This window comes from Streptomyces sp. NPDC051322, from assembly GCF_040689485.1.
In the GTDB taxonomy this organism is placed as follows: domain Bacteria; phylum Actinomycetota; class Actinomycetes; order Streptomycetales; family Streptomycetaceae; genus Streptomyces.
Genome location: NZ_JBFBAK010000001.1, coordinates 16,738 through 39,722, shown reverse-complemented (window position 1 = coordinate 39,722; position 22,985 = coordinate 16,738). Strand labels below are relative to the sequence as shown.

The 22,985-nt window shown below is 69.8% G+C and carries 24 protein-coding genes; 12 read left to right on the top strand and 12 right to left on the bottom strand.

What is annotated here, in order from left to right:
- Positions 1 to 4: 4 nt before the first annotated feature.
- The 4 genes from AB0436_RS00220 to AB0436_RS00205 form a co-directional block, all read right to left on the bottom strand.
- Entirely contained in the window at positions 5 to 1,804 is a 1,800-nt protein-coding gene (locus AB0436_RS00220; protein WP_366465357.1) for a glycoside hydrolase family 15 protein, read from the bottom strand.
- A 30-nt stretch (positions 1,805 to 1,834) separates the two neighbouring features.
- Positions 1,835 to 2,623: an SURF1 family protein gene (locus AB0436_RS00215; protein WP_366465356.1), complete on the bottom strand. Its 789-nt coding sequence runs from the start codon at positions 2,621 to 2,623 to the stop codon at positions 1,835 to 1,837.
- Positions 2,624 to 2,695: 72 nt separating this feature from the next.
- On the bottom strand, positions 2,696 to 2,932 hold the full coding sequence (locus AB0436_RS00210; RefSeq protein ID WP_365855879.1) for a hypothetical protein: 237 nt from the start codon (positions 2,930 to 2,932) through the stop codon (positions 2,696 to 2,698).
- 63 nt (positions 2,933 to 2,995) lie between these two features.
- Positions 2,996 to 3,979, bottom strand: coding sequence for a DEDDh family exonuclease (locus AB0436_RS00205; protein WP_366465355.1), 984 nt, complete (start codon positions 3,977 to 3,979; stop codon positions 2,996 to 2,998).
- A gap of 85 nt (positions 3,980 to 4,064) precedes the next feature.
- On the opposite strand from AB0436_RS00205, the gene AB0436_RS00200 reads away from it, so the two are divergent.
- The 4 genes from AB0436_RS00200 to moaA all read left to right on the top strand — a co-directional run bounded on the left by AB0436_RS00200 (position 4,065) and on the right by moaA (position 7,526).
- Positions 4,065 to 4,790, top strand: coding sequence for a VIT family protein (locus tag AB0436_RS00200; protein WP_366465354.1), 726 nt, complete (start codon positions 4,065 to 4,067; stop codon positions 4,788 to 4,790).
- Between the two features lie 88 nt (positions 4,791 to 4,878).
- Entirely contained in the window at positions 4,879 to 5,766 is an 888-nt protein-coding gene (locus tag AB0436_RS00195) for a sterol desaturase family protein (RefSeq protein ID WP_366465353.1), read from the top strand.
- Positions 5,763 to 6,425: a lysoplasmalogenase gene (locus tag AB0436_RS00190; protein ID WP_366465352.1), complete on the top strand. Its 663-nt coding sequence runs from the start codon at positions 5,763 to 5,765 to the stop codon at positions 6,423 to 6,425. Before AB0436_RS00195 ends, AB0436_RS00190 begins: the two co-directional genes overlap by 4 nt.
- Positions 6,426 to 6,536: 111 nt before the next feature.
- On the top strand, positions 6,537 to 7,526 hold the full coding sequence (gene moaA, locus AB0436_RS00185) for a GTP 3',8-cyclase MoaA (RefSeq protein ID WP_366465351.1): 990 nt from the start codon (positions 6,537 to 6,539) through the stop codon (positions 7,524 to 7,526).
- On the opposite strand, the gene AB0436_RS00180 is transcribed toward moaA, so the two are convergent.
- The gene (locus AB0436_RS00180; RefSeq protein ID WP_366465350.1) at positions 7,509 to 7,748 is read right to left on the bottom strand and encodes a hypothetical protein; all 240 of its coding nucleotides are present in this window, start codon (positions 7,746 to 7,748) and stop codon (positions 7,509 to 7,511) included. The two genes, moaA and AB0436_RS00180, sit on opposite strands and share 18 nt — an antisense overlap.
- 215 nt (positions 7,749 to 7,963) lie before the next feature.
- On the bottom strand, positions 7,964 to 8,353 hold the full coding sequence (locus AB0436_RS00175; RefSeq protein WP_366465349.1) for a DUF3099 domain-containing protein: 390 nt from the start codon (positions 8,351 to 8,353) through the stop codon (positions 7,964 to 7,966).
- A 216-nt stretch (positions 8,354 to 8,569) separates the two neighbouring features.
- Between AB0436_RS00175 and AB0436_RS00170 the strand changes: the two genes are divergently transcribed.
- Positions 8,570 to 8,851: a GlsB/YeaQ/YmgE family stress response membrane protein gene (locus AB0436_RS00170; RefSeq protein ID WP_366465348.1), complete on the top strand. Its 282-nt coding sequence runs from the start codon at positions 8,570 to 8,572 to the stop codon at positions 8,849 to 8,851.
- 79 nt (positions 8,852 to 8,930) lie between these two features.
- On the opposite strand, the gene tyrS is transcribed toward AB0436_RS00170, so the two are convergent.
- From tyrS to AB0436_RS00150, 4 genes are read right to left on the bottom strand one after another with little or no spacing between them, the layout of a single operon-like run.
- Complete coding sequence (tyrS, locus tag AB0436_RS00165; protein ID WP_366465347.1) at positions 8,931 to 10,199, bottom strand: tyrosine--tRNA ligase; 1,269 nt, start codon at positions 10,197 to 10,199, stop codon at positions 8,931 to 8,933.
- A gap of 52 nt (positions 10,200 to 10,251) precedes the next feature.
- Entirely contained in the window at positions 10,252 to 11,643 is a 1,392-nt protein-coding gene (locus AB0436_RS00160; protein WP_366465346.1) for a metallopeptidase TldD-related protein, read from the bottom strand.
- Positions 11,640 to 13,163 carry a TldD/PmbA family protein gene (locus tag AB0436_RS00155; RefSeq protein WP_366465345.1) on the bottom strand — a complete coding sequence of 508 codons (1,524 nt, stop codon included), beginning with the start codon at positions 13,161 to 13,163 and terminating at the stop codon, positions 11,640 to 11,642. Before AB0436_RS00155 ends, AB0436_RS00160 begins: the two co-directional genes overlap by 4 nt.
- Positions 13,164 to 13,216: 53 nt before the next feature.
- Positions 13,217 to 13,690, bottom strand: a complete 474-nt coding sequence (locus AB0436_RS00150; protein ID WP_366465344.1) for a nuclear transport factor 2 family protein — start codon at positions 13,688 to 13,690, stop codon at positions 13,217 to 13,219.
- 215 nt (positions 13,691 to 13,905) lie between these two features.
- On the opposite strand from AB0436_RS00150, the gene fabG reads away from it, so the two are divergent.
- Positions 13,906 to 14,610, top strand: coding sequence for a 3-oxoacyl-[acyl-carrier-protein] reductase (gene fabG / locus AB0436_RS00145; RefSeq protein ID WP_366465343.1), 705 nt, complete (start codon positions 13,906 to 13,908; stop codon positions 14,608 to 14,610).
- Between the two features lie 4 nt (positions 14,611 to 14,614).
- A complete protein-coding gene (gene fabI, locus AB0436_RS00140; RefSeq protein ID WP_366465342.1) occupies positions 14,615 to 15,382 on the top strand; it encodes an enoyl-ACP reductase FabI in 768 nt (255 codons plus the stop codon).
- A gap of 78 nt (positions 15,383 to 15,460) precedes the next feature.
- Here the strand turns inward: fabI and AB0436_RS00135 are convergent, their stop codons facing one another.
- Positions 15,461 to 16,135 carry a FadR/GntR family transcriptional regulator gene (locus AB0436_RS00135; RefSeq protein WP_366465341.1) on the bottom strand — a complete coding sequence of 225 codons (675 nt, stop codon included), beginning with the start codon at positions 16,133 to 16,135 and terminating at the stop codon, positions 15,461 to 15,463.
- Between the two features lie 78 nt (positions 16,136 to 16,213).
- On the opposite strand from AB0436_RS00135, the gene AB0436_RS00130 reads away from it, so the two are divergent.
- The 4 genes from AB0436_RS00130 (at position 16,214) to AB0436_RS00115 (ending at position 18,637) form a co-directional block, all read left to right on the top strand.
- Entirely contained in the window at positions 16,214 to 17,506 is a 1,293-nt protein-coding gene (locus AB0436_RS00130) for an MFS transporter (RefSeq protein WP_366465340.1), read from the top strand.
- A gap of 17 nt (positions 17,507 to 17,523) precedes the next feature.
- Positions 17,524 to 17,640, top strand: a complete 117-nt coding sequence (locus tag AB0436_RS00125) for an SGM_5486 family transporter-associated protein (RefSeq protein WP_365855913.1) — start codon at positions 17,524 to 17,526, stop codon at positions 17,638 to 17,640.
- A 169-nt stretch (positions 17,641 to 17,809) separates the two neighbouring features.
- Entirely contained in the window at positions 17,810 to 18,016 is a 207-nt protein-coding gene (locus tag AB0436_RS00120; protein ID WP_366465338.1) for a hypothetical protein, read from the top strand.
- Positions 18,017 to 18,085: 69 nt separating this feature from the next.
- A complete protein-coding gene (locus AB0436_RS00115) occupies positions 18,086 to 18,637 on the top strand; it encodes a histidine phosphatase family protein (RefSeq protein ID WP_366465337.1) in 552 nt (183 codons plus the stop codon).
- Positions 18,638 to 18,689: 52 nt separating this feature from the next.
- Here the strand turns inward: AB0436_RS00115 and serB are convergent, their stop codons facing one another.
- Positions 18,690 to 19,991: a phosphoserine phosphatase SerB gene (serB, locus tag AB0436_RS00110; protein ID WP_366465336.1), complete on the bottom strand. Its 1,302-nt coding sequence runs from the start codon at positions 19,989 to 19,991 to the stop codon at positions 18,690 to 18,692.
- A 310-nt stretch (positions 19,992 to 20,301) separates the two neighbouring features.
- Between serB and AB0436_RS00105 the strand changes: the two genes are divergently transcribed.
- Complete coding sequence (locus AB0436_RS00105) at positions 20,302 to 22,860, top strand: FHA domain-containing protein (RefSeq protein ID WP_366465335.1); 2,559 nt, start codon at positions 20,302 to 20,304, stop codon at positions 22,858 to 22,860.
- Positions 22,861 to 22,985 lie beyond the last annotated feature (125 nt).

Here is a 22,985-nt window from a genome sequence, read left to right as displayed (position 1 = left end):
GGCTCTATCCTGCATCCTCCGGCTGCGGCTCCGTCGCCCGGGCCAGGGCCAGCGCGGTGTTCACCAGACCGATGTGGCTGAAGGCCTGCGGGAAGTTCCCGAGTTGCCGCCCGGCCACCGGGTCGTACTCCTCGGCGAGCAGCCCCACGTCGTTGCGGAGGTCCAGCAGTTTGCCGAAGAGCGCCTCGGCCTCCTCGACACGGCCGGTCATCCGCAGCGAGTCGGCCAGCCAGAACGAGCACACCAGGAAGGTGCCCTCGCCGCCGGGCAGCCCGTCGATCGCGGCGCCCTCGGTGCTGTACCGGCGCACCAGTCCGTCGTGGCTGAGCTCGTTGCGTACCGCGTCCACCGTCCCGACGACCCGTGGGTCGTCCGGCGGCAGAAAGCCGACCTGGGGGATGAGCAGCGTCGCGGCGTCGAGCTCCTGGGAGCCGTACGACTGGGTGAAGGTGTTGCGCACCGGGTCGTACCCCTTCTCGCACACCTCCCGGTGCACCTCGTCGCGCATCCGGCGCCAGCGCTCCACGTCCCCGTGCAGCGTCGGCTCGCTCTCCAGGGTGCGTACGGCCCGGTCCGCGGCGACCCAGGCCATCACCTTGGAGTGCACGAAGTGGCGGCGCGGGCCGCGGATCTCCCAGAGTCCCTCGTCCGGTTCGCGCCAGCGGGACTCCAGAAAGCCGAGCAGGCTCACCTGCAGCCGCCAGGCGTGCGGCTTCCCCGACAGGCCCGAGGTGCGCGCCAGGTGCAGCGAGTCGATCACCTCGCCGTACACATCGAGCTGCAGTTGGTCGACGGCCCCGTTGCCGGTGCGGACCGGCGCGGAGCCCTCGTGGCCACGCAACCAGTCCAGCTCGGTCTCGGGCAGCCGGCGCTCACCCGACAACCCGTACATGATCTGCAGGTCACTGGGGCTGCCGGCCACCGCCCGCAGCAGCCAGTCCCGCCAGGCCGACGCCTCCTCGAGATAGCCGCAGGCGAGGAGCGCACCGAGGGTGAGGGTGGAGTCGCGCAGCCAGCAGAACCGGTAGTCCCAGTTGCGTACGCCGCCGATCTCCTCCGGGAGGGAGGTGGTCGGGGCGGCCACGATGCCGCCGGTCGGGGCGAAGGTGAGCGCCTTGAGGGTGATCAGCGAGCGGACCACGGCCTCCCGGTGCGGTCCCTCGTACCGGCAGCGCGCCGACCACTCGTGCCAGTCGGCCAGCGCATTCTCCAGAGCCTCGTGCGGGTCTATCAGCTCGGGCCGCGGTTCGTGCGAAGGGTGCCAGGTGAGCACGAACGCCACCTTCTCGCCCGCTGCGACCGTGAAGGAGGAGCGGGTGGAGAAATCCTGGCCCCACGTCTTCACCTGCGGTTCGCTGCGCAGCCACACGGAGTCGGGGCCGGCCACGGCGATGCGATGGCCGTCCGTGCGGCGCATCCACGGCACCACCGAGCCGTAGTCGAAGCGCAGCCGCAGGGTGCCTGCCATGGCCACCTCGCCGGAGACGCCCTCCACGATGCGCATGATGTCGGGAGCGGTGTCGCGCTGCGGCATGAAGTCGGTGATCCTGACCGTGCCGGTCGGTGTTTCCCAGACCGATTCCAGCACCAGGGACTCGCCCAGATAGCGCCGGCTGGTGCAGTTGCCGGCCCCGGCGGGCGCAAGGCGCCAGTGGCCGTTCTCCTCGTCGCCGAGCAGCGCGGCGAAGCAGGCAGGAGAGTCGAAGCGGGGCAGGCACAGCCAGTCGATGGACCCGTTCCTGGCGACCAGCGCCGCGCTTTGCAGATCGCCGATGAGGGCGTAGTCCTCGATACGTTGAGTCACGCTGTGGCGCCTTCCCAGGAGTGAAACAGGTTAAGCGGCCACCGTCGTCGGCTCCGACGCCGTCTTCGACCCGCCTGCGGTGCGTTCGCGCTTCTCCCGGCGTACCAGCACGATCCAGCCGATGGGCACCCCGGCGGTGAAGAGCCACCACTGGACCGCGTACGCCATGTGCGGGCCGATGTCGGTGTGCTCGGGCGTCGGGATCAGTTCAGGAGTGTCGCCCTTGGGCTTGGGCGAGGTCTGTTCGATGTAGCCGCCGAGCACCGGCTTGCCCAGCGCCTTCGCCTGCTGGGCACTGTTGATCAGCATCACCTGGTGCGGCGGCAGCCCGCGTACGTCCTTGATCCCGCTGTCCGCCGTCGTCTGATCGGCCATCAGCCGCCCGGTCACCGTCAGCCGGCCCTGGGGCGCCGCCGGGATTTTGGGCAGCGTGATCTGACTGCCGTCGTCGGGGATCCAGCCGCGGTTGACCAGCACCACCTTGCCGTTGTCCAGGACCAAGGGGGTGAGGACGTGGTAGCCGACCGTGCCGTCGGCGGAGGTCCTGCGCCGTACGACGACCTCGTCCGCGGTGTCGAAGGTGCCGGTGGCGGTCACCTGACGCCAGTACTGCGCGTGCGGGACCGTGTGTCCCGGGGAGGTGAGGGTGCCGACCGGGACGGGCCTGGCCTCGAGATTCCTGGCGATCAGCGCGTTCTGTGCGACCTTGTGCTGGTGGCGGTGCAACTGCCAGAAGCCCAGCTTGATCATCGTCGGCATCAGGACGAGTGAGATCAGGGTGAGGATCACCCATTGCCGGGTCAGCAGGAAGCGGTACACGCCTTTGACGGTACCTGGCACGAAATGGCCGTCGGACGCGGGGTCACACCGTGTCGGTGTTCGTCGGGCCGCTCACACCCGGTCGACGACGCCGACCCGACCTTCCGCGCGGGCGCAGTGCGCGCCGCAGTACCAGTGGCCGCCCGCCTCGACGCCGGGGCCGATGATCTGCACCCGGCAGTGCTCGCAGATCGGCGCCATCCGGTGGATCGCACAGGAAAACGAATCGAAGACGTGCCGCGAACCGTCCTGCGTCTCCACGTAGAACGCCAGGTCGTAGTCGTTACCGCATACCTCGCACCGTGCCATGCGTCACAGAGTGGACGTGCACACGGTGGCGGGCGAGCCGGCGGCGGGCGCGTCGCCGGTCAATCACCCGTCTGCCGGGACGGCCGCGACATCGCGGAGCAGCTGGGTGAACGCGGCCTCGTCGATGACGGGCGTGCCGAAGGACTTGGCCTTGAGGGTCTTGGAGGTCGCCGCATCGGGGTCGTTGGTGACGAGCAGGCTGGTCAGGCGGGAGAGGCTGGTTGCCACATGGAGTCCGGCCTCGACCGCGCGGTCCTCCAGCAGTTCGCGGTCCACCGAGGTGTCACCCGAGAAGGCCACCCGCATGCCCTGCAGCAGAGGGCGGCCCGGCTCGTACCGCCCGGGGTTGGGGTGCGGGCAGGCCGGCCGCTTCCGGGAGGGACGCCAACTGCTCTGCCGATACGACGCCTGGTAGCCGACCCGTGGCGTTGCCGGTGCGTCCGACCACTCGGTGAGCGGCAGACACTCCAGCAGCGGCAGCCGCACCCCGTCCCGCGCCGCGGCGTGCAGACTCGGCCGGAACGCCTCCGCGAGCACCCGCGCGTCGTCCAGCGCGTGGTGCGCGCGCTGCTGCACGACACCGAAGTGCGCGGCGAGCGACTCCAGTTTGTGGTTCGGCAGCGGAAGCGCCAGCTCCTTGGAGAGCGCGATGGTGCACAACCGCTGGCGGACCGGTGCGGTGCTCCGGGCGCGGGCGTACTCCCTGGCGATCATCTGCCAGTCGAAGATCGCGTTGTGCGCGACCAGCACCCGCCCGTCGAGCCTTCGGGCGAACTCCGCCGCGATCTCCGGGAAGAGCGGAGCGCTCTCCAGGACATCGCTGGTCAGACCATGGATCCAGACGGGTCCCGGGTCCCGCTCCGGGTTGACGAGTGTGTACCAGTGGTCCTCGACGTTCCCCCGAACGTCCAGCCGGTACACGGCAGCGGAGATTATCCGGTCGTCACGGGCGAGTCCGGTCGTCTCCACATCGACGACCGCGTACCCCTGCGGGTATGCGGCCGGCCACGGTGTCGCTGCTGTCTGGCGGTCGTCGAGCATGGTCACAGAGAATACGGGCAGCGACTGACAGCACATGAACCGCGGTGCGATGGACGCCCGTCCGCGGTGTCCGAGGTGAGACCCTCCCGTAGTGACTGAAGAGCCGGCGCACCTCGACACGCACCACGAACCCCACCGGGGCGGCCTCGGGGCACGCCTCAACTGGCTGCGGGCCGCGGTGCTCGGCGCCAATGACGGCGTCGTATCGACCGCAGGCCTGGTCGTCGGTGTCGCGGGCGCCACCGACTCGCGCTCCGCACTGCTCACCGCCGGCCTCGCCGGACTGCTGGCCGGATCCATGTCGATGGCGGCGGGCGAATACGTCTCGGTGTCGACCCAGCGCGACTCGCAGAAGGCGGCCCTGGCCACCGAGAGACGCGAGCTGCGCGAGGAGCCGCAGGCCGAACTCGAGGAACTCACCGTGCTGTTGGAGGGCAAGGGTCTCACCAGGCAGCTGGCGGCCGAGGCCGCCGAGCAGCTCACCGCACGCGACGCGCTGCGCGCGCACGCCGAGGTGGAACTGGGCATCGACCCCGACGACCTCACCGATCCCTGGCGTGCGGCAGGCGCGAGCTTCGCCGCCTTCACGGTCGGCGCGCTGCTGCCGCTGCTGGCGATCGTGCTGCCGCCGCCATCGGTCCGGCTGTACGTCACCGTCGTCTCGGTCCTGGTCGCCCTGGCGCTGACCGGGTGGGGGAGCGCTCGTCTCGGCTTCGCGCCGGCCGCCGTCGCGGTGTGGCGGAACGTGATCGGCGGCGCCCTGGCGATGGCCGTGACCTATGCGGCCGGCCTGCTGCTCGGCGCGGTGGGTGCCTGACGCGATCCGAGCTGCTGACACGATGTCTCGCATACTTGTGGGTAACAACGTCTAGCGGTAGCCGACCTGTCACCCTTACCGTGCTGGCATGCCGAACCTGCCCGATGTAGTGCTGTGGTCCATACCGGCTTTCGTCCTGCTCACCGTCGTGGAGATGGTGAGCTACCGGTTCCATCCCGACGAGGACGCCGCCGGTTACGAGACGAAGGACGCGGCGACCAGCATCGGCATGGGCCTCGGCAGTCTGGTCTTCGACTTCTTCTGGAAGATCCCGATCGTCGCGATCTACACCGCGGTGTACGAACTGACCCCCCTGCGCATTCCGGTGCTGTGGTGGACGGTGCCGCTGATGCTGCTGGGGCAGGACTTCTTCTACTACTGGTCGCACCGGGGACACCACGTCATCAGGATCCTCTGGGCCTGTCACGTGGTCCACCACTCCAGCCGCAAGTTCAACCTCACGACCGCGCTGCGCCAGCCCTGGACCACGCTGACGGTCTGGCCCTTCTACCTCCCGCTGATCGCCCTCGGCGTGCATCCGGCCGCACTCGCCTTCTGCTCGTCGGCCAACCTCGTCTACCAGTTCTGGGTGCACACCGAGCGGATCGACAAGCTGCCCCGGCCCTTCGAGTACCTGCTCAACACGCCCTCCCACCACCGGGTGCACCATGCGTCCCAAGGCGGCTACCTGGACCGCAACTTCGGCGGCATCCTGATCGTCTGGGACCGTCTCTTCGGGTCCTTCACCGGCGAGACGGAGCGGCCTGTCTTCGGACTGACCAAGAACATCGAAACCTACAACCCGCTGCGCGTCGCGACGCACGAGTACGCGGCGATCGCCCGGGACGTACGGGCCGCCCGCAGCTGGCGGGAGCGCGCGGGGCGGGTCTTCCGCGGACCGGGCTGGCAGCCGGTCCCGCCGCCCGCACCCCGCCGGGCCGCGGGTCGCGAAACCGCCGCGGAACATCTCGCGTGAGCCTGCCGGACGGCTGCGCGCGGGCCGCCCGGCCGCCGCTTCCCGCCTCCCGGCCGCTCCTTGTCGCCTTCGGGCTGGCGGCCCTCACCGACCTCGGTGCCCTCCTCGCCGGTCCGCACTCGCTGCACGTGATGGCCAAGCCTCTGCTGATGCCGCTCCTCGCGGCTTACGCGTACACCCGCGGTGCTCCCGGGCCGCTGATCGCCGCGCTGCTCCTCGGCTGGGGCGGCGACACGCTGCTGCTCTCCGGCGCCGATCCGGCGTTCCTCGCCGGGATGGCCTGCTTCGCCGCAGGACACGTCTGCTACCTGGCGCTCTTCCGCCGGGCACGACCCCGTCCGCTGTTCGGCGCCGGATACGTCGTGGTGCTTGTCGCCGCGGTCGCCGCGTTGTGGCCGGGCCTGCCCGCCGGCCTGCGCGTCCCGGTGGCCGGCTATTCACTGCTGCTCGCGGCGATGGCCTACCGGGCCGGCGGGCTCGGGCCCCGCGCCGGGATCGGCGGGGCGCTCTTCCTGGTCTCCGACACCCTGATCGCCACCGGTGTCGCCGGGTGGCCGCAGCTGCCGCACCCCGACTTCTGGGTCATGGCCACCTACCTGCTCGCCCAGTACCTGCTGACGGACGGGGTCCTGCGGGCCAGTACGCCGGTCGCGTCGTAGGTCCGTACGAGGCGGCCCCCGCGCACCTCGTGGCAATCGGCCCCTGTCGTTGTCACACGGGTCGCGTAGGCTCGGGTGCATACAGTCTTCCAGTCGGGGAGGGGGCCCACAGTGCTCATTGACACCTATGGCCGAGTGGCCACTGACCTGCGCGTTTCGCTGACCGACCGCTGCAATCTCCGGTGCACGTACTGCATGCCGGAAGAAGGACTGCAGTGGCTGGCCAAACCCGATCTGCTCAGTGATGACGAGATCGTCCGGCTGATTCGCATCGCCGTGACCGACTTGGGCATCACCGAAGTGCGATTCACCGGGGGAGAGCCGCTGCTGCGCCCCGGCCTGGTCGGCATCATCGAGCGGTGCGCCGCCCTGGAGCCCCGCCCCCGGATGTCGGTGACCACCAATGGCATCGGCCTCAAGCGCACCGCGCAGGCGCTGAAGGCTGCTGGTCTGGACCGGGTCAATGTCTCGCTCGACACCCTGCGCCCCGACGTGTTCAAGACGCTCACCCGCCGTGACCGGCACCGTGACGTGCTGGAGGGGCTGGAGGCGGCCAGGGACGCCGGGCTCACCCCCGTGAAGGTCAACACCGTACTGATGCCCGGGCTCAACGAGGACGAGGCTCCCGACCTGCTCGCCTGGGCTGTGCGGAACGACTACGAACTGCGCTTCATCGAGCAGATGCCGCTGGACGCCCAGCACGGCTGGAAGCGCGACAGCATGATCACTGCCGGTGACATCCTGCAGTCGCTGCGCACCCGCTTCGCCCTCACCGACGAGGGCGCCGGCGAGCGCGGATCAGCGCCCGCCGAGCGCTGGCTCGTCGACGGCGGCCCGCACCGCGTCGGCGTCATCGCCTCGGTGACCCGTCCGTTCTGCGCGGCCTGCGACCGTACCCGGATCACTGCGGACGGTCAGGTGCGGACCTGCCTGTTCGCCCGCGAGGAGTCGGACCTGCGTGGCGCCCTTCGCTCCGGTGCCCCGGACGAGGAGATCGCCACTCGCTGGAAGCTGGCGATGTGGGGCAAGAAGGCCGGGTCCGGCCTGGACGATCCCACATTCCTGCAGCCCGACCGCCCCATGTCAGCCATCGGAGGCTGAGTCCCGCTCCCACTCCGCAAGCGGCACCACGTCCTTCAGGAACCCCCGTACGCCCAGGAACTCGGTGAGATGCCCCCGGTGTTCCTCGCAGGCGAGCCACGTCTTGCGGCGTTCCGGGGTGTGCACCTTCGGGTTGTTCCACGCCAGCACCCATACGGCGTCGGTGCGGCAGCTCTTGGCCGAACAGACGGGTGCGGAACCGGCGGTCTCAGGGGAGTTCACGTGTCAACCCTAGGCCAACGCATGACCGGTCAGAGACCTGGCCGCCCCGCACATGGCGACGCCGAGCAGCCACGGGGGGAGCTGCCCGGCGTCGGTCCAGTCGCTCCGACGGGGGATGCGGAGCGCCTACGAAGTATGTCACGGGCCACAGCGCCTTCGGCACCGGAACTTCACGATTGATCTGAGCTTTTCTTGAGCTTTGCGGCCCGGTGGTCTCAGCCGCGGCCCGAGGCCTGGTGCTCACCCTCCGTGGCGGTGGCTTCCTCGTCCGGGTCCGCCGAAGCGCCCTTGTCACGGGCTTCCGCCTTGTCCTCTCCGAGCGCCGGCCGGACCGGCGGCGGGATGAGAGTCGACGGCAGTGGCGGGGTGTTCTCCCGTCCGGCGTTCGCGATCACCACGGCGACGTAGGGCAGAACAGCCCCCAGCACCAGCGCCGCGATCGCGACGGGCCGTTCGATGTTCCACAGGATCACGGCCAGCAGGACGGCCACGGTCCTGATCGACATGGACACCACGTAGCGCCGCTGACGGCCCCGGATGTCCTCCTCGAGCCCCTGACGGGCCCCCGTGATCCGGAAGACCTCCGCGTTGCTCCGCTTCCGCATCACGTATCACCACCCGTTTCCTGTGTCCGGCGTCCCCGGACCGGATGGTTTCCACGGTACGCCGCGGCTCCCGCGTACACGAGGCCGGGGCAGCGGCGCAGGGGCCGGCTGGCGGCACCGCTCAGCCCCGGATGGCGCCGCCCGACATGCGCTCTGTGCCGGGCAGACCGAAACTTGGGCGGACATGCGCATGCCGGAGCCGCACGAGGAGGCGACGTGAACTGGTTGTGGGCCATCATCGTGGGACTGGTGCTCGGCCTGATCGCAAAAGCGATCATCCCCGGCAAACAGAAGATCCCGCTGTGGCTGACCGTGGTGTTCGGGATCCTGGGCGGCATCCTGGGCAACTGGGCGGCCACCGGGCTCGGCGTCAATCACACGCGGGGTATCGACTGGATCAGGCACGTGCTCCAGGTGGCCGGCGCCGTGGTCATCGTCGCGATCGGAGACCAGGTCTGGGCTTCTATCAGGGGCAGAGGCCGCAGTCAGACCCGTTGAGACACAGCTGGTCAAGCAGAAAGAGTAAGCAGGGGGCGCCGACTTCCACCGCGCGCCCCCTGCCTGCGTTACTTCGGACCTAGCCGCCCACGACCTCGACCGCGGCCAGGTTCTTCTTGCCCCGGCGCAGCACCAGCCAGCGCCCGTGCAGCAGATCCGCCGCCGTGGGCACGGTGTCCTCGCCCGCCACCTTCGCGTTGTTGACGTACGCCCCGCCCTCCTTCACGGCCCGGCGTGCCGCGGACTTGCTCGGCACCAGGCCGACCTCGGCGAGCAGGTCCACGACCGGCAGCAGGCCGTCGACCTTGGCGTGCGGCAGCTCGGAGAGCGCGGCGCCCAGCGTCGCCTCGTCGAGCTGCGCCAGGTCACCCTGGCCGAAGAGCGCCTTCGACGCGGCGACGACCGCCGCGCACTGCTCGGCGCCGTGCACCAGCGTGGTGAGCTCCTCGGCAAGTGACCGCTGGGCGGCGCGGGCCTGCGGGCGCTCCTCGGTGAGCCGTTCCAGCTCCTCGATCTCCCCCTGGCTCTTGAAGCTGAAGATCCTCAGGAACTGGGCGACATCGCGGTCGTCGGCGTTCAGCCAGAACTGGTAGAAGGCGTACGGCGTCGTCAGCTCGGCGTCCAGCCAGATCGTGCCGGACTCCGTCTTGCCGAACTTCGTACCGTCGGCCTTGGTGATCAGCGGAGTGGCCAGTGCGTGCACCACCGTCTCCGGGTCGATCCGGTGGATCAGATCGGAACCGGCCGTCAGATTGCCCCACTGGTCGCTGCCGCCGGTCTGCAGCGTGCAGCCGTACCGCCGGTTCAGCTCCAGGAAGTCCATGCCCTGGAGGATCTGGTAGCTGAACTCGGTGTAGCTGATGCCCGCGTCGGAGTTGAGCCGCCGCGAGACGGCCTCCTTGGCGATCATCTTGTTGACCCGGAAGTGCTTGCCGATGTCGCGCAGGAAGTCGATGGCCGACAGCCCCGACGTCCAGTCCAGGTTGTTCACCATCGTCGCCGCGTACGGCCCGTCGAAGTCCAGGTAGCGCTCGATCTGCCCGCGGAGCCGCTCCACCCACAGCGCCACGACCTCCGGAGCGTTCAGGGTGCGCTCCGCGTTGGGCTTCGGGTCACCGATCAGGCCGGTCGCGCCACCGACCAGTCCCAGCGGCCGGTTCCCCGCCTGCTGGATCCGGCGCATGGTGAGGATCTGCACCAGATTGCCGAGGTGCAGACTCGCCGCGGTCGGGTCGAATCCGCAATAGAACGTAACGGGACCGTCCGCGAACGCCTTGCGCAATGCGTCCTCGTCGGTGGAGACGGCAATCAGCCCTCGCCACTTCAGTTCGTCGACGATGTCCGTCACGGGTCTCGCGTCTCCTTCGGCCTTCGGTGTCACGGGAACTACGTCTGAGAGGTTATACGCCCCGGCTGACCGAACTCATATTGAAATCCGGGATGCGCAGCGCGGGCATCGAGGCCCGGGTGAACCAGTCGCCCCACTCACGCGGCAGGGTCTGCTCGGTACGGCCGGCCTCGGTGGCCCGGGACAGCAGGTCCACCGGGGACTCGTTGAAGCGGAAATTGTTCACCTCGCCGACGACCTCGCCGTTCTCCACCAGATAAACGCCGTCCCGGGTCAGGCCGGTCAGCAGCAGCGTCGCCGGATCTACCTCGCGGATGTACCAGAGGCAGGTCAGCAGCAGCCCGCGCTCCGTGGCGGCCACCATCTCCTCCAGCGAGCGCTCACCGCCGCCCTCCAGAACCAGATTGCTGATCGCGGGCGCCACCGGAAGACCGGTCAGGCCCGCACTGTGCCGGGTGGTCACCAGATGTGCCAGCTGTCCCTCGCGGATCCAGTCGGTACGGGACAGCGGCAGCCCGTTGTCGAACACCGAGGCGTCGTCCCCCGAGGCGTGCGCCAGGACGAACGGCGCCGACTCCAGACCGGGCTCGGCCGGATCACTGCGCAGCGTCAGCGGCAGCGGCGACAGCCGGTCGCCGACCCGGGTGCCCCCGCCGGCCCGGGAGAAGACCGTACGGCCTTCGGCGGCGTCCCTGGCGGCCGACGACCACAGCTGGTAGATCAGCAGATCGGCCACCGCCGTCGGCGGCAGCAGCGTCTCGTACCGCCCGGCCGGCAGTTCCACCCGGCGCTCCGCCCAGGCCAGCCGCTGCGCGAGCTCGGCGTCCAGCGCGGCCGGGTCGACGTCCTTGAAATCGCGGGTGGTGCGTCCCGCCCAGGCGGAGCGGGTCCGGTCGGGCGACTTGGCGTTCACCTCGAGCGTGCCGTTGGGCTGGTCGTGGCGCAGCCGCAGGCCCGTGGACGTACCGAGGTAGCTGCAGGTCAGTTCGTGGTTGGCGAAGCCGTAGAGCTCTCGTCCGCCGGCTCGGGCACGGGCGAAGGACTCGCCGAGCGCGGGTGCGAAATCGGCGAACACCGCCGACGTCGTCTCGCCGGGAGCGTCCGTGAAGCCGGGTGACGCCGGGACCCCTGCGACGAGCGGCTGGGCGTCCTCGGCCGCGGATCCACCACGGGCCGCGGCCTCCGCGGCGCGGACCAGCGGTTCGAGATCATCGGCGGTGACCGCGGAACGGGAGACGACCCCGGACGCGGTGCCCTCCTTCCCGTCGACGGTCGCGATGACCGTCAGCGTCCTGCCCCGCGTCACGCCGTTGGTGGTGAGCGCGTTGCCCGCCCAGCGGAGGTTGGCGCTGGACTCCTCGTCGGCGATGACCACGCAGCCGTCTGCGGTGGACAGCGCGAGAGCTCGCTCGACGATCTCGTGCGGCTTCGTGGTGCGGCTCATCGGCCCGCCTCCTGCGTGGTGTTCAAGATGTTGACGCCCCGGAAGAGGGCGGAGGGACACCCGTGCGAGACGGCGGCGACCTGGCCCGGCTGCGCCTTGCCGCAGTTGAACGCCCCGCCGAGGACGTAGGTCTGCGGGCCGCCGACCTTCTCCATCGAGCCCCAGAACTCCGTGGTGGTCGCCTGGTAGGCGACATCCCGCAGCTGCCCGGCGAGTTCGCCGTTCTCGATCCGGTAGAAGCGCTGGCCGGTGAACTGGAAGTTGTACCGCTGCATATCGATGGACCACGACCGGTCGCCCACGACATAGATCCCTCGCTCGACGCCTCCGATCAGCCCGTCGGTCGAAAGGCCGCCGGGATCCGGCTGCAGCGACACGTTCGCCATCCGCTGGACCGGCACATGACCCGGCGAGTCCGCGTACGCGCACCCGTTGGACCGGCCGAGACCGGTCAGCTTCGCGATCCGCCGGTCCAGTTGGTAGCCGACCAGCGTGCCGTCCCTGACCAGATCCCAGGACTGCGCGGCGACCCCCTCGTCGTCGAATCCGATGGTCGCGAGGCCGTGCTCGGCGGTGCGGTCACCCGTCACGTTCATCACGGAGGAGCCGTACGCGAGCTTGCCGAGCTGGTCGAAGGTGGCGAAGGAGGTACCGGCGTACGCCGCCTCGTAACCCAGCGCCCGGTCGAGCTCGGTGGCGTGCCCGATCGACTCGTGGATGGTCAGCCACAGGTTGGACGGGTCGACCACCAGGTCGTACGTCCCCGCCTCCACGCTCGGCGCGCGCATCTTCTCGGCGAGCAGCGACGGAATCCGCTCCAGCTCGGAGTCCCAGTCCCATCCGGTGCCCCGCAGGTACTCCCAGCCCCGCCCGACCGGCGGCGCGAGCGTCCGCATCGAGTCGAACTCGCCGGTGGCCGCGTCCACGGCCACCGCGGTGAGCTGCGGGTGCAGTCTGACCCGCTGCTGCGTCGTCACCGTTCCGGCGGTGTCCGCGTAGAACTTGTTCTCCAGCACCGTCATCAGCGAGGCGTCCGCATGCGCCACGCCGTCCGCGCGCAGCAGCCGCGAAGACCACTCGGCCAGCAGTTCGGTCTTCTCCTCCGCCGGTACGGAGAAGGGGTCGACCTCGTACGCCGAGACCCACGTGCGGTCCGCGTGCACCGGTTCGTCCGCCAGCTCCACCCTCTCATCGGAGCCGGCGGCGCTGATCACCTGGGCGGACAGCTTCGCCATCGCCACCGCCTGCCCCGCGACCCGCGCGGCGGCGTCCATCGACAGATCGACGCCGGACGCGAACCCCCAACTGCCGCCGTGCACCACCCGCACCGCGTAGCCGAGATCCGTGGTGTCCGTCGACCCGGCCGGTTTGGCGTCCCGCAGCCGCCAGGTCGCACTGCGGACCCGCTCGAGCCGGAAGTCGGCATGCTCGGCGCCCAGCGCCCGGGCCCGCGCGAGCGCCGCGTCGGCGAGGGCGCGCAGCGGCAGCGCCAGGAACGACTGATCTACCTCATGGGCCACGAAGGGCTCCCCTTCTCTCGACGTGCTTCGGAGTGAACCATGCGCCGTGCGCGTCACGGCGTGTCAGCCGGCGCAAGGCGCTCGGTCGGTCCCGCGAAGGCAAGAAACGTGGAACGCGTGCCGAGCAGCCACCGGCCGTCGACCTTGCGGAAGCTGTCCTCGTAATGCCCCACCTGGACGGGGATCCGCGGAGGCGCCATGCCGGCCGTATGACCATCGACACGGTACGTCGTGAAGTAGGTGGTCGCCGTGGCTGTCGACGCGGAGGTGAGGGTCACCAGGACGTTCGTGCAGACCCGGCGCGACAGCCGGTCGGCAGGTCGCGAACCGAAGTAGGTCCGAAGTGCGTCACGGCCCTGGATCCTGCGCTCGCCCTCGGCCCACTCCCAGACGCCGTCAGCCGTGAACAGCTCGGCCACCTCGCCCGGGTCACCCAGGTCGAGCTCGCGGACGAACTCGATGATCAGGCGCTCGCAGGCTCGCTCGGCGATCAGCCGGTCCGGGGGAGCAAGGGGTTCAGTAACCATCCCCACTTACTACCAGCACGGCAGCAGGCCTCACGACCGCTTTTCGCCTCCGCACGGCACATCCGCGGGGAGGGCCGGACCGAGGCCCGACCGCCGCCAACTGTAGGAACCCGACAGTGCCTCGCCGGAGCCACTGTCAGGGGCCGATTCCTCCTGTCGCGGCTGGTACCGATAGGTTTTCGGTGTACCAGACCAGCCAAGGAAAGGGTGATCCGTTGAGCCGCTCGGTTCTCGTCACCGGAGGAAACCGGGGGATCGGCCTCGCCATCGCCCGGGTGTTCGCCGACGCAGGCGACAAGGTCGCGATCACATACCGCTCCGGAGAGCCGCCGGAGGGCTTCCTGGCCGTCAAGTGCGACATCACCGACACGGAGCAGGTGGAGCAGGCCTACAAGGAGATCGAGGAGAGGCACGGTCCGGTGGAGGTGCTGGTGGCCAATGCCGGCGTCACCAAGGACCAGTTGCTGATGCGGATGTCTGAGGAGGACTTCACCACCGTCATAGACACCAACCTCACCGGCACCTTCCGCGTCGTCAAGCGCGCCAACCGTGCCATGCTGCGCGCCAAGAAGGGCCGGGTCGTCCTCATCTCGTCGGTGGTCGGTCTGCTCGGTTCGGCGGGACAGGCGAACTACGCCGCGTCCAAGGCGGGCCTGGTCGGGTTCGCGCGCTCGCTCGCCCGTGAACTGGGCTCGCGCAACATCACGTTCAACGTCGTCGCACCCGGTTTCGTCGACACCGACATGACCAAGGTGCTCACCGACGAGCAGCGCGCGGGCATCGTCTCGCAGGTGCCGCTCGGCCGGTATGCGAAGCCGGAGGAGATCGCCGCCGCGGTGCGCTTCCTCGCCTCCGACGACGCGTCGTACATCACTGGAGCCGTCATCCCCGTTGACGGCGGATTGGGCATGGGTCACTGATCGCATGAGCGGAATTCTCGACGGCAAGCGCATCCTCATCACGGGTGTGCTGATGGAGTCCTCCATCGCCTTCCACACCGCCAAGGTGGCCCAGGAGCAGGGCGCGGAGGTCATTCTGACGGCCTTCCCGCGGCCGACGCTCACCGAGCGCATCGCCAAGAAGCTGCCCAAGCCGGCCAAGGTCATCGAGCTGGACGTGACCAACGCCGAGCACCTGGACCGGCTCGCCGGTCTGGTCCGCGACGAGCTCGGCTCGCTCGACGGCGTGGTGCACTCCATCGGCTTCGCGCCGCAGGACGCGCTCGGCGGCAACTTCCTCAACACCCCCTTCGAGTCGGTCTCCACGGCGATGCACGTGTCGGCGTTCTCGCTGAAGTCGCTCGCCATGGCCTGCCGTCCCCTGATGGGGGCCGGCGGCTCGATCGTCGGTCTCACTTTCGACGCGCAGTACGCGTGGCCGCAGTACGACTGGATGGGTCCGGCGAAGGCCGCCCTCGAGGCGACGTCGCGCTACCTCGCCCGTGACCTGGGCACGGACGACATCCGCTGCAACCTCATCTCGGCCGGACCGATCGGCTCGATGGCCGCCAAGTCCATCCCCGGCTTCGGCGAACTCGCGAACGTCTGGAACACCCGCTCCCCGCTCAAGTGGGACATGGCCGACCCGGAGCCGGCCGGCCGCGGTGTCGTCGCTCTGCTCTCGGACTTCTTCCCGAAGACCACCGGCGAGATCATTCACGTCGACGGTGGCGTGCACATGATGGGTGCCTGAGCCTTCCGCTGTTCCGTTGTGCGACCGCGCGCCCGTCTCCCTGAGGCCGGTGCGCGGTCGCGGTGTGCGCATGCGTACTCAGCCCCGGTCGCCGAGGCAGTTGAAGGCGTGGCTCGCCGCCTCGGCCGCCGCCGTGTCCGCGTCGCCGGCCCGGATCGCCTCGACCAGCCGGGCGTGGTCCATGTAGCCCTCCGGGCGCAGCTCCCGTCCCACGTCGTCGCGCAGCCAGTCGCGCAGCAGATCGCCCAGGTCGGCGTAGAGCTCGGTCAGTACGTCATTGTGCGAGGCGTTGACGATGGCCAGGTGCAGCGTCGCGTCGGCGGCGACGAAGGCCTCCGCGTCGCCCTCCTCCCAGGTCCGCTCGCGATGGGCGAGCAGCGCGGTCAGCTGCTTCAGGTCCCGCTCCGTCCGCCGCTCGGCGGCCAGCCGGGCCGCAGAGGACTCGAGCGTGGACCGAAGCTCCGCGATGTGCCGGGGGTCGGCCGAAGCGAAGCGGCGGTGCATCACGCCGGCCAGCTCGCTGGTGGCGATGACATACGTGCCCGAGCCCTGCCGGATGTCGAGCAGACCGTTGTGGGCCAGCGCGCGCACCGCCTCCCGGACGGTGTTGCGGGCCACGCCCAGCTGTTCCACCAGTTCCGGCTCGGTCGGAATGCGCGATCCCACCGGCCACTCGCCGGAGGTGATCTGATTCCGCAACTCGGTGATCACCTGGTCGGCGAGTGCGGAACGCCGGGGAGAGGTCAGCGCCATGGTGTTCCTCGTTCGGGCTCGGTCCGGCGGACGGACGGGAGTGGACAACCAATCATCCCATGATTCTATGATGGACCTATGTCCGACGACGAGACGAAGATTCTGAGCCCCGCGGCCGGGCCGCGCACCCCGGTGGGTCCCGCCGCCCCGCGCCCCGCGGCCTGGACCGTCAAACTGGTGATGGCCGCTATCGTCCTCGCCGCCGTGAACCTCCGCCCGGCCATCGCCAGCCTCGGCGCGCTGCTCGAAGAGGTACGGGACAGCCTCGGCATGAGCGGCAGCGTCGCCGGTGTGCTCACCTCCGTACCGCCACTGTGTTTCGCCGTCTTCGGCGTGATGGCCCCGCGGCTGGCGCGCCGATTCGGCCCCGGCGCGATCGTCTGCGCGGGTATGGCCGCCATCACCGCTGGGCTGGTCATCCGTCCCTTCGCGGGCGGCACGGTCGGCTTCCTCGCCGCCAGCGCCCTCGCACTGATGGGTATCGCCGTCAGCAACGTGCTGATGCCGGTGATCGTCAAGCGGTACTTTCCCGACCGGGTCGGCACCATGACCGGGCTCTACTCCATGGCGCTCGCCCTGGGCACCGCCCTGGCCGCAGCCGTGACCGTGCCCATGACGCACGGGCTCGGCGGCAGCTGGCGGGTGGGGCTCGGAGTGTGGGCCGTGCTGGCGGCCGTCGCCGTGCTGCCCTGGATCGTGCTGATCAAGGACCGGAGCGCCGCGGCCACCGACGAAGCGGCTGCGGGACCGGCGGACGCCGCCGGGAGCGGGACCCCCGAGGACACACCCGTACCGCGGATCACCCGCAGCCGCACCGCCTGGGCGCTCGCCTGCTTCTTCGGTCTCCAGGCCACCGGCGCGTACATCACCATGGGCTGGATGCCGCAGATCTTCCGGGACGCCGGAGTTCCGGCCGGCACGGCAGGCCTGCTGCTCGCCGTGACCATGGTGATGGGCGTACCGCTCTCCTTCGTCATCGCCAGGCTGGCCGCCCGGATGCGGCACCAGGGCCCGATAGCCCTCGCACTCGGCATCTGCGGGCTCGCCGGATACACCGGGCTCTATCTGGCCCCGGCCGGCGGCGCCTGGCTCTGGGCGCTGCTGCTCGGTGTGTCCAACTGTTCCTTCCCGCTGGCGCTCACCATGATCGGCATGCGGTCGCGGAGCGGCGCCGGAGTGGTCAGGCTCTCCGCCTTCGCCCAGTCCACCGGCTACCTGATCTCCATTCCCGGACCGTTGCTTGTCGGCGTCCTGTACCAGCACAGTGGCGGCTGGGGACTGCCGATCGCCCTGATGGGAGGCCTGATGCTGCCGCAGATCGCCGTCGGGATCCTCGCCGGACGGGACCGGACGATCGAGGACGAATCCTGAGATGCGAGACTGACCCCATGCCAGTGCTCGAACCGCATCCCCCCAATGGTCAGAAGAAGTTCCTGCTCGTGCTGACCGCGATGTTCGCCACCATGGCGATCGTCGCCGTCATCGCCTCGATCATCTCGCCCTGACACCCGCCGGGCATCGTCCGGGGCCCTGATGCGGCGTGGTGGGGCCAGCCCCACCATCCCCTAGGGGGCCAGGGTCAGGGTGAAGTGGGTGGATCACCGGATGGGGCCGGCCCTCCGCATTCCGTAAGTTCGAGGTGCATCAGCGACCACGAGCTTGACGGAGGCAGCCATGTCGGCCCGTACGTACACCAGCTCCCACCCCCGCACCCGGGGTGGTGTGGAGGTGCGGCTGCCGTGGTGGGCGGTCGCGCTTCCGGCCATCGCCTTCGCCGCCCTGCTGCTGCTCATCAGCGCGCCGGGCCAGGCGCACGCCGCGGCGGGCGACCCCGCCGTCGCGCACGTCCTGCAGCGCATCCAGGAGAGTCTGTCCCTGTGAGCAACAGCTTCTAAGGACCGCCACCAACTCCCTGCGCCCGATGGCCCGATCCGTGCGAAGCTGGAATGCATGAGCGCCGCTGTGTCTTCCGGGGGAACAGCCCCTGAAACCTCCGAGTCCCGCAGGATCGTCCTTCTCCGGCACGCCAAGGCCGACTGGCCCGAGGTGTCCGACCACGACAGGCCGCTCGCCGAGCGGGGCCGCCTGGACGCCCCCGCGGCAGGGGTCTGGCTGGGCTCCCACGATCTCTCCTTCGACCTGGCCCTGTGTTCGAGCGCGACCAGAACGCGGGAGACCTGGAAGCTGGCAGTACAGGAGCTGCCGCACCGCCCCAGGACGGTCTACGAGGAGCGGCTGTACGAAGCTTCGCTGGGCGACATCCTCGCACTGCTGAACGAGACCCCGGACGAGGTGCGCCACCTCCTCGTCGTCGGGCACAACCCCGGTATGCACGCCGCCGCCGACGCACTGGCGGGCCGCGCGCAGGGCGACGCGCTGGCCCGGATGAACCGCGCCGGCTTCCCGACCGCGGCGGTCGCCGTCATCGACTTCACCGGGTCGTGGAAGTCCGTCGAGCACGGCGTCGGCACGCTGACCGACTTCTGGGCCCCGCACGCGTAGCCTCCGGGCCCCCGCGAAGCCGGGGTCGCGCGGCCGTTCCTCGTCGTGCGCGTTACGCCTCGTCGTCGATCAGGCCGTCCGCCGCCTCGACCTCTTCGCGGGTGATGCCCAACAGGTAGAGCACGGTGTCCAGGAACGGCACGTTCACCGCCGTGTCGGCTGCCTTGCGGACCACCGGCTTGGCGTTGAACGCGACGCCGAGCCCGGCCGTGTTCAGCATGTCCAGATCGTTGGCACCGTCCCCGATCGCGACGGTCTGCGCGAGCGGTACGCCCGCCTCCTCGGCGAAGCGGCGCAGCAGCCGCGCCTTGCCGGCCCGGTCCACGATCTCGCCGACGACCCGGCCGGTGAGCTTTCCGTCGACGATCTCCAGCGTGTTGGCGGAGGCGAAGTCGAGACCGAGGCGATCCTGGAGGTCGTCGGTGACCTGGGTGAACCCGCCGGACACCACGCCCACTTGGTAGCCGAGCCGCTTGAGCGTACGGATCAGGGTGCGGGCGCCGGGCGTCAGCCGCACCTCGGCCCGCACCTTGTCCACGACCGACGCGTCGAGCCCCGCCAGCAGCGCGACCCGCGCGTGCAGCGACTGCTCGAAGTCCAGCTCGCCGCGCATCGCCCGGGCGGTGACCTCGGCGACCTCCTGCTCGCACCCCGCGTGTGCGGCGAAGAGCTCGATCACCTCGTCCTGGATGACGGTCGAATCGACATCCATCACGACGAGCCGTTGCGCCCGGCGGTGCAGGCCGGCGGAGATCACGGCGACATCCACGCCGAGCGCCGACGCCTCGATCGCGAGCGCGGTGCGCAGCGGTTCGGTCTCCACGCCGGACACCGCGAATTCCACCGCGGTCACCGGATACTTCGCGAGCCGGAAGACCCGGTCGATATTGCCGCCGGTGGCGGTGATGCTGGCCGCTATGGCGGCTGTCGACTCGGCGGTGAGCGGCTTCCCGAGCACCGTCACATGCGAACGACCGCTGCCCCGGGGCCGGTTGTCGCCGGTGCCGGAGATGATCTCGGCCTCCAGCTTGAGCGAATCGGCCCAGCTGTGCACGGTCGCCCGCAGTTCACCCTGGTCGGGGCCGTTGGGGCCCGGGGCGGTGACCAGGGCGCACAGGACGATACGGCCACGGGTGACGACCTGCTCGATGTCGATCACGTCGACGGCGTAGGCGGCCAGCGTGTCGAAGAGCCCGGCCGTGATTCCGGGGCGGTCCTTCCCGAAAATCTTCACGAGAAGGGTGGGGAAGTCGTCGCGCTCCGCGGACCGCGACCCGGCGGGCTGCGACCCGGCGGGCTGCGACGTGGGTGGCTGCGACGGGGGCTGCGACTTCGGGGGCTGCGATGCGCTCATGGTGATCCCCACCGTATAGGGCGGGACCCGCGGCACCACCCTCTGTCCCGCGGACCGGACAGGGTCCGCGGCAGCCGGTTTCGAGCCGAGTTGCGTTGGTTACTCAGGGTCAGTGCGTACTCGTGGTTCCTTCCGCCGGTCCGTCAGCTTTTGGCACCCGCCGACGGGCGGCCGCGGCCCTTCGGTACGCGGTCGTCACCCGGCCCGGGTTCCCGATACGTCGCTCGGCCTGAAATAGTTCCCCACGATGTTCGCCATCCCTGGACTCCCTGTGATGGGGGGACCTCGGGGGACAATAAGTGGGGCTGGAGTGCCGGAACTCGTACTGGAATTGAATGGCAGCGCCTGGACGCTCGACCCGTCCAGGTCGTACACCCTGGGGCGTGATCCGCAGGGCGACCTGGCGATCGACGACGCCAGAGTGTCGTGGCGGCACGCCACGATCAGCTGGGGGGGGCGTAGTTGGGTCATTGAGGACCACGGCTCCACCAACGGCACGTTTGTGCAGGGGCAGCGCATCCAGCGGACGGAGATCGGCCCCGGCTCCGCCGTGCGTCTGGGCAACGCGACGGACGGCCCCGGACTGAACTTCTCGGGTCCCGGGGCGCAGGTGGCGGGTGCTGCCGCAGCCGGACAGGCGGCCGCGCAGGCACAGCCGTCCGCCGCGCAGGCGGCCCAGGGGCAGGCGTTCGCGCAGGCCCCGGCCCAGCCACAGCAGGCAGCCCAGGCCCAGCAGGGCCGGCAGCAGCCCCAACAAGCCCACCAGGTTCCTCAGCCGCAGCAGGCTCAGGTTCCGCAGCAGGGCGGCCCGGCCCATGGCGCCGGCGGCGCCACGGGGGCCCCGCCGGTGTACGGGGACCGCAGCCCGACCACGTTCCACCAGCTGGCGCTCGGCCGGGTGATGCGCATCGGCCGTGCGCTGGAGAACGAGCTGGTCGTCTCCGACCTCCAGGTCTCCCGTAACCACGCCGAATTCGTCGCCACGCCCGACGGCCGCTTCGAGATCCACGACCTCGGATCGCACAACGGCACGTACATCAACGGTCAGCCGATGGCCAAGTCCGGCACGGCGCTGATCGGCCCCAACGACATCGTCGGCGTCGGCCACTCGACCTTCCGTCTCGTCGGCGACCGGCTCGAGGAGTTCGTCGACACCGGTGAGGTCTCCTTCTCCGCCCGGCACCTCACGGTGACGGTCGACGGGGGCAAGGACATCCTCAAGGACGTCTCCTTCGGCGTACCGGAGAAGTCCCTCATCGCGGTCATCGGCCCGTCCGGATCCGGCAAGTCGACCCTGCTCAAGGCGCTCACCGGCTACCGGCCCGCCAACCGCGGTGACGTCCTCTACGACAACCGGAACCTGTACAAGCAGTTCGCCGAGCTCCGCCAGCGCATCGGTCTGGTCCCGCAGGACGACATCCTGCACAAGGAACTCACGGTCCGTAAGGCGCTGAAGTACGCGGCGAAGCTCCGCTTCCCCGCCGACACCACCGAGGCCGAGCGCGAGTCCCGCATCGACGAGGTGCTGCGCGAGCTCAAGCTGGACATCCACAAGGAGAAGAAGGTCACCTCCCTCTCCGGCGGCCAGCGCAAGCGCGTCTCGGTCGCCCTGGAGCTGCTGACCAAGCCGTCGCTGATCTTCCTGGACGAGCCGACCTCCGGCCTCGACCCGGGCATGGACCGCGATGTCATGCAGCTGCTGCGCGGCCTGGCCGACGACGGCCGTACGGTCCTCGTCGTCACCCACTCGGTCGCCGAGCTCGCCATCTGCGACAAGCTCCTGGTGATGGCGCCGGGCGGGGCGGTCGCCTACTTCGGGCCCCCGGAGGAGGCACTCAACTTCTTCGGGTACAGCAGCTGGGCCGACGTCTTCTCCGCGTTCGAGAACTACCGCGACTACGACTGGGCGGGACGCTGGCGTGGTTCGCAGCACTACCAGATGTACGCCGCGGACATCGACGCCGTCGCGGTGCAGTCCGTCCAGATGCCGCCGGTCCAGGCGATGAAGCCGCCGAAGCCCCAGGGCTGGGGCTCCCAGCTGTTCACACTGATCCGCCGCTACGTGTCGGTGATCGTCTCCGACCGGGGATTCATGGCCCTGACGGTGCTGCTGCCCGCGGTGCTCGGCGCGGTCGGCGCGCTCATCCCGGCTGACTACGGGCTCGGTTTCGGCCCACCGGCCGGCCACCGCAGTAACGGCGACGGCGCCACGGTGCTGCTGATCCTCGCGGTCGGCGCCTGTTTCGCCGGCGCCGCGAACTCCGTACGAGAGCTGATCAAGGAACGGGTGATCTACGAACGTGAACGGGCGACCGGCCTGTCGCGCTCCGCGTACCTGATGTCCAAGGTGATCGTGCTCGGCCTGATCACCGTGGTGCAGGGCGCCATCATCGGCGGCATCGGCTTCGGACTGAAGAAGGCACCCGCCGAGGGCCTGATCTTCTCGAACTCCACCCGTATCGAGCTGACGCTGCCGATCATGGCGCTCGGCTTCACCTCGATGATGATCGGTCTGATCATCTCCGCCCTGGTGAGGACCGCCGAGAAGACCATGCCGCTGCTGGTCATGTTCGCGATCATCCAGGTCGTGTTCACCGGCTGCCTCTTCACGCTGAACGGTGCCGTAGGGGTCAACCAGTTCTCCTATCTGATGCCGTCCCGCTGGGCGGTCGCCGCGGCCGGCACCACCGCGTCGCTGAACGTCCTGCTGCCCGACAAGAAGGACCCCACCAACACCGACCCGCTCTGGGAGCACACCCTCGGCACCTGGGTGCTGGACATGGGCATCCTGCTGGCGATGGGTGTGGTCTGCGGGATCGTGGTGGCCCGGTTGCTGCGCCGGCACGAGCCCGAGGTCATGCGCAAGTAACACGGGCGCACCGTGCGCGAACGCCGGAGGGCGGCACCCCCCCCAGGGGCGGTGCCCCCCACCCCGGAGGGCGAAAACTAATGCGAATACTAATAGTACAATTAAACGAACAACTAATGAGACAT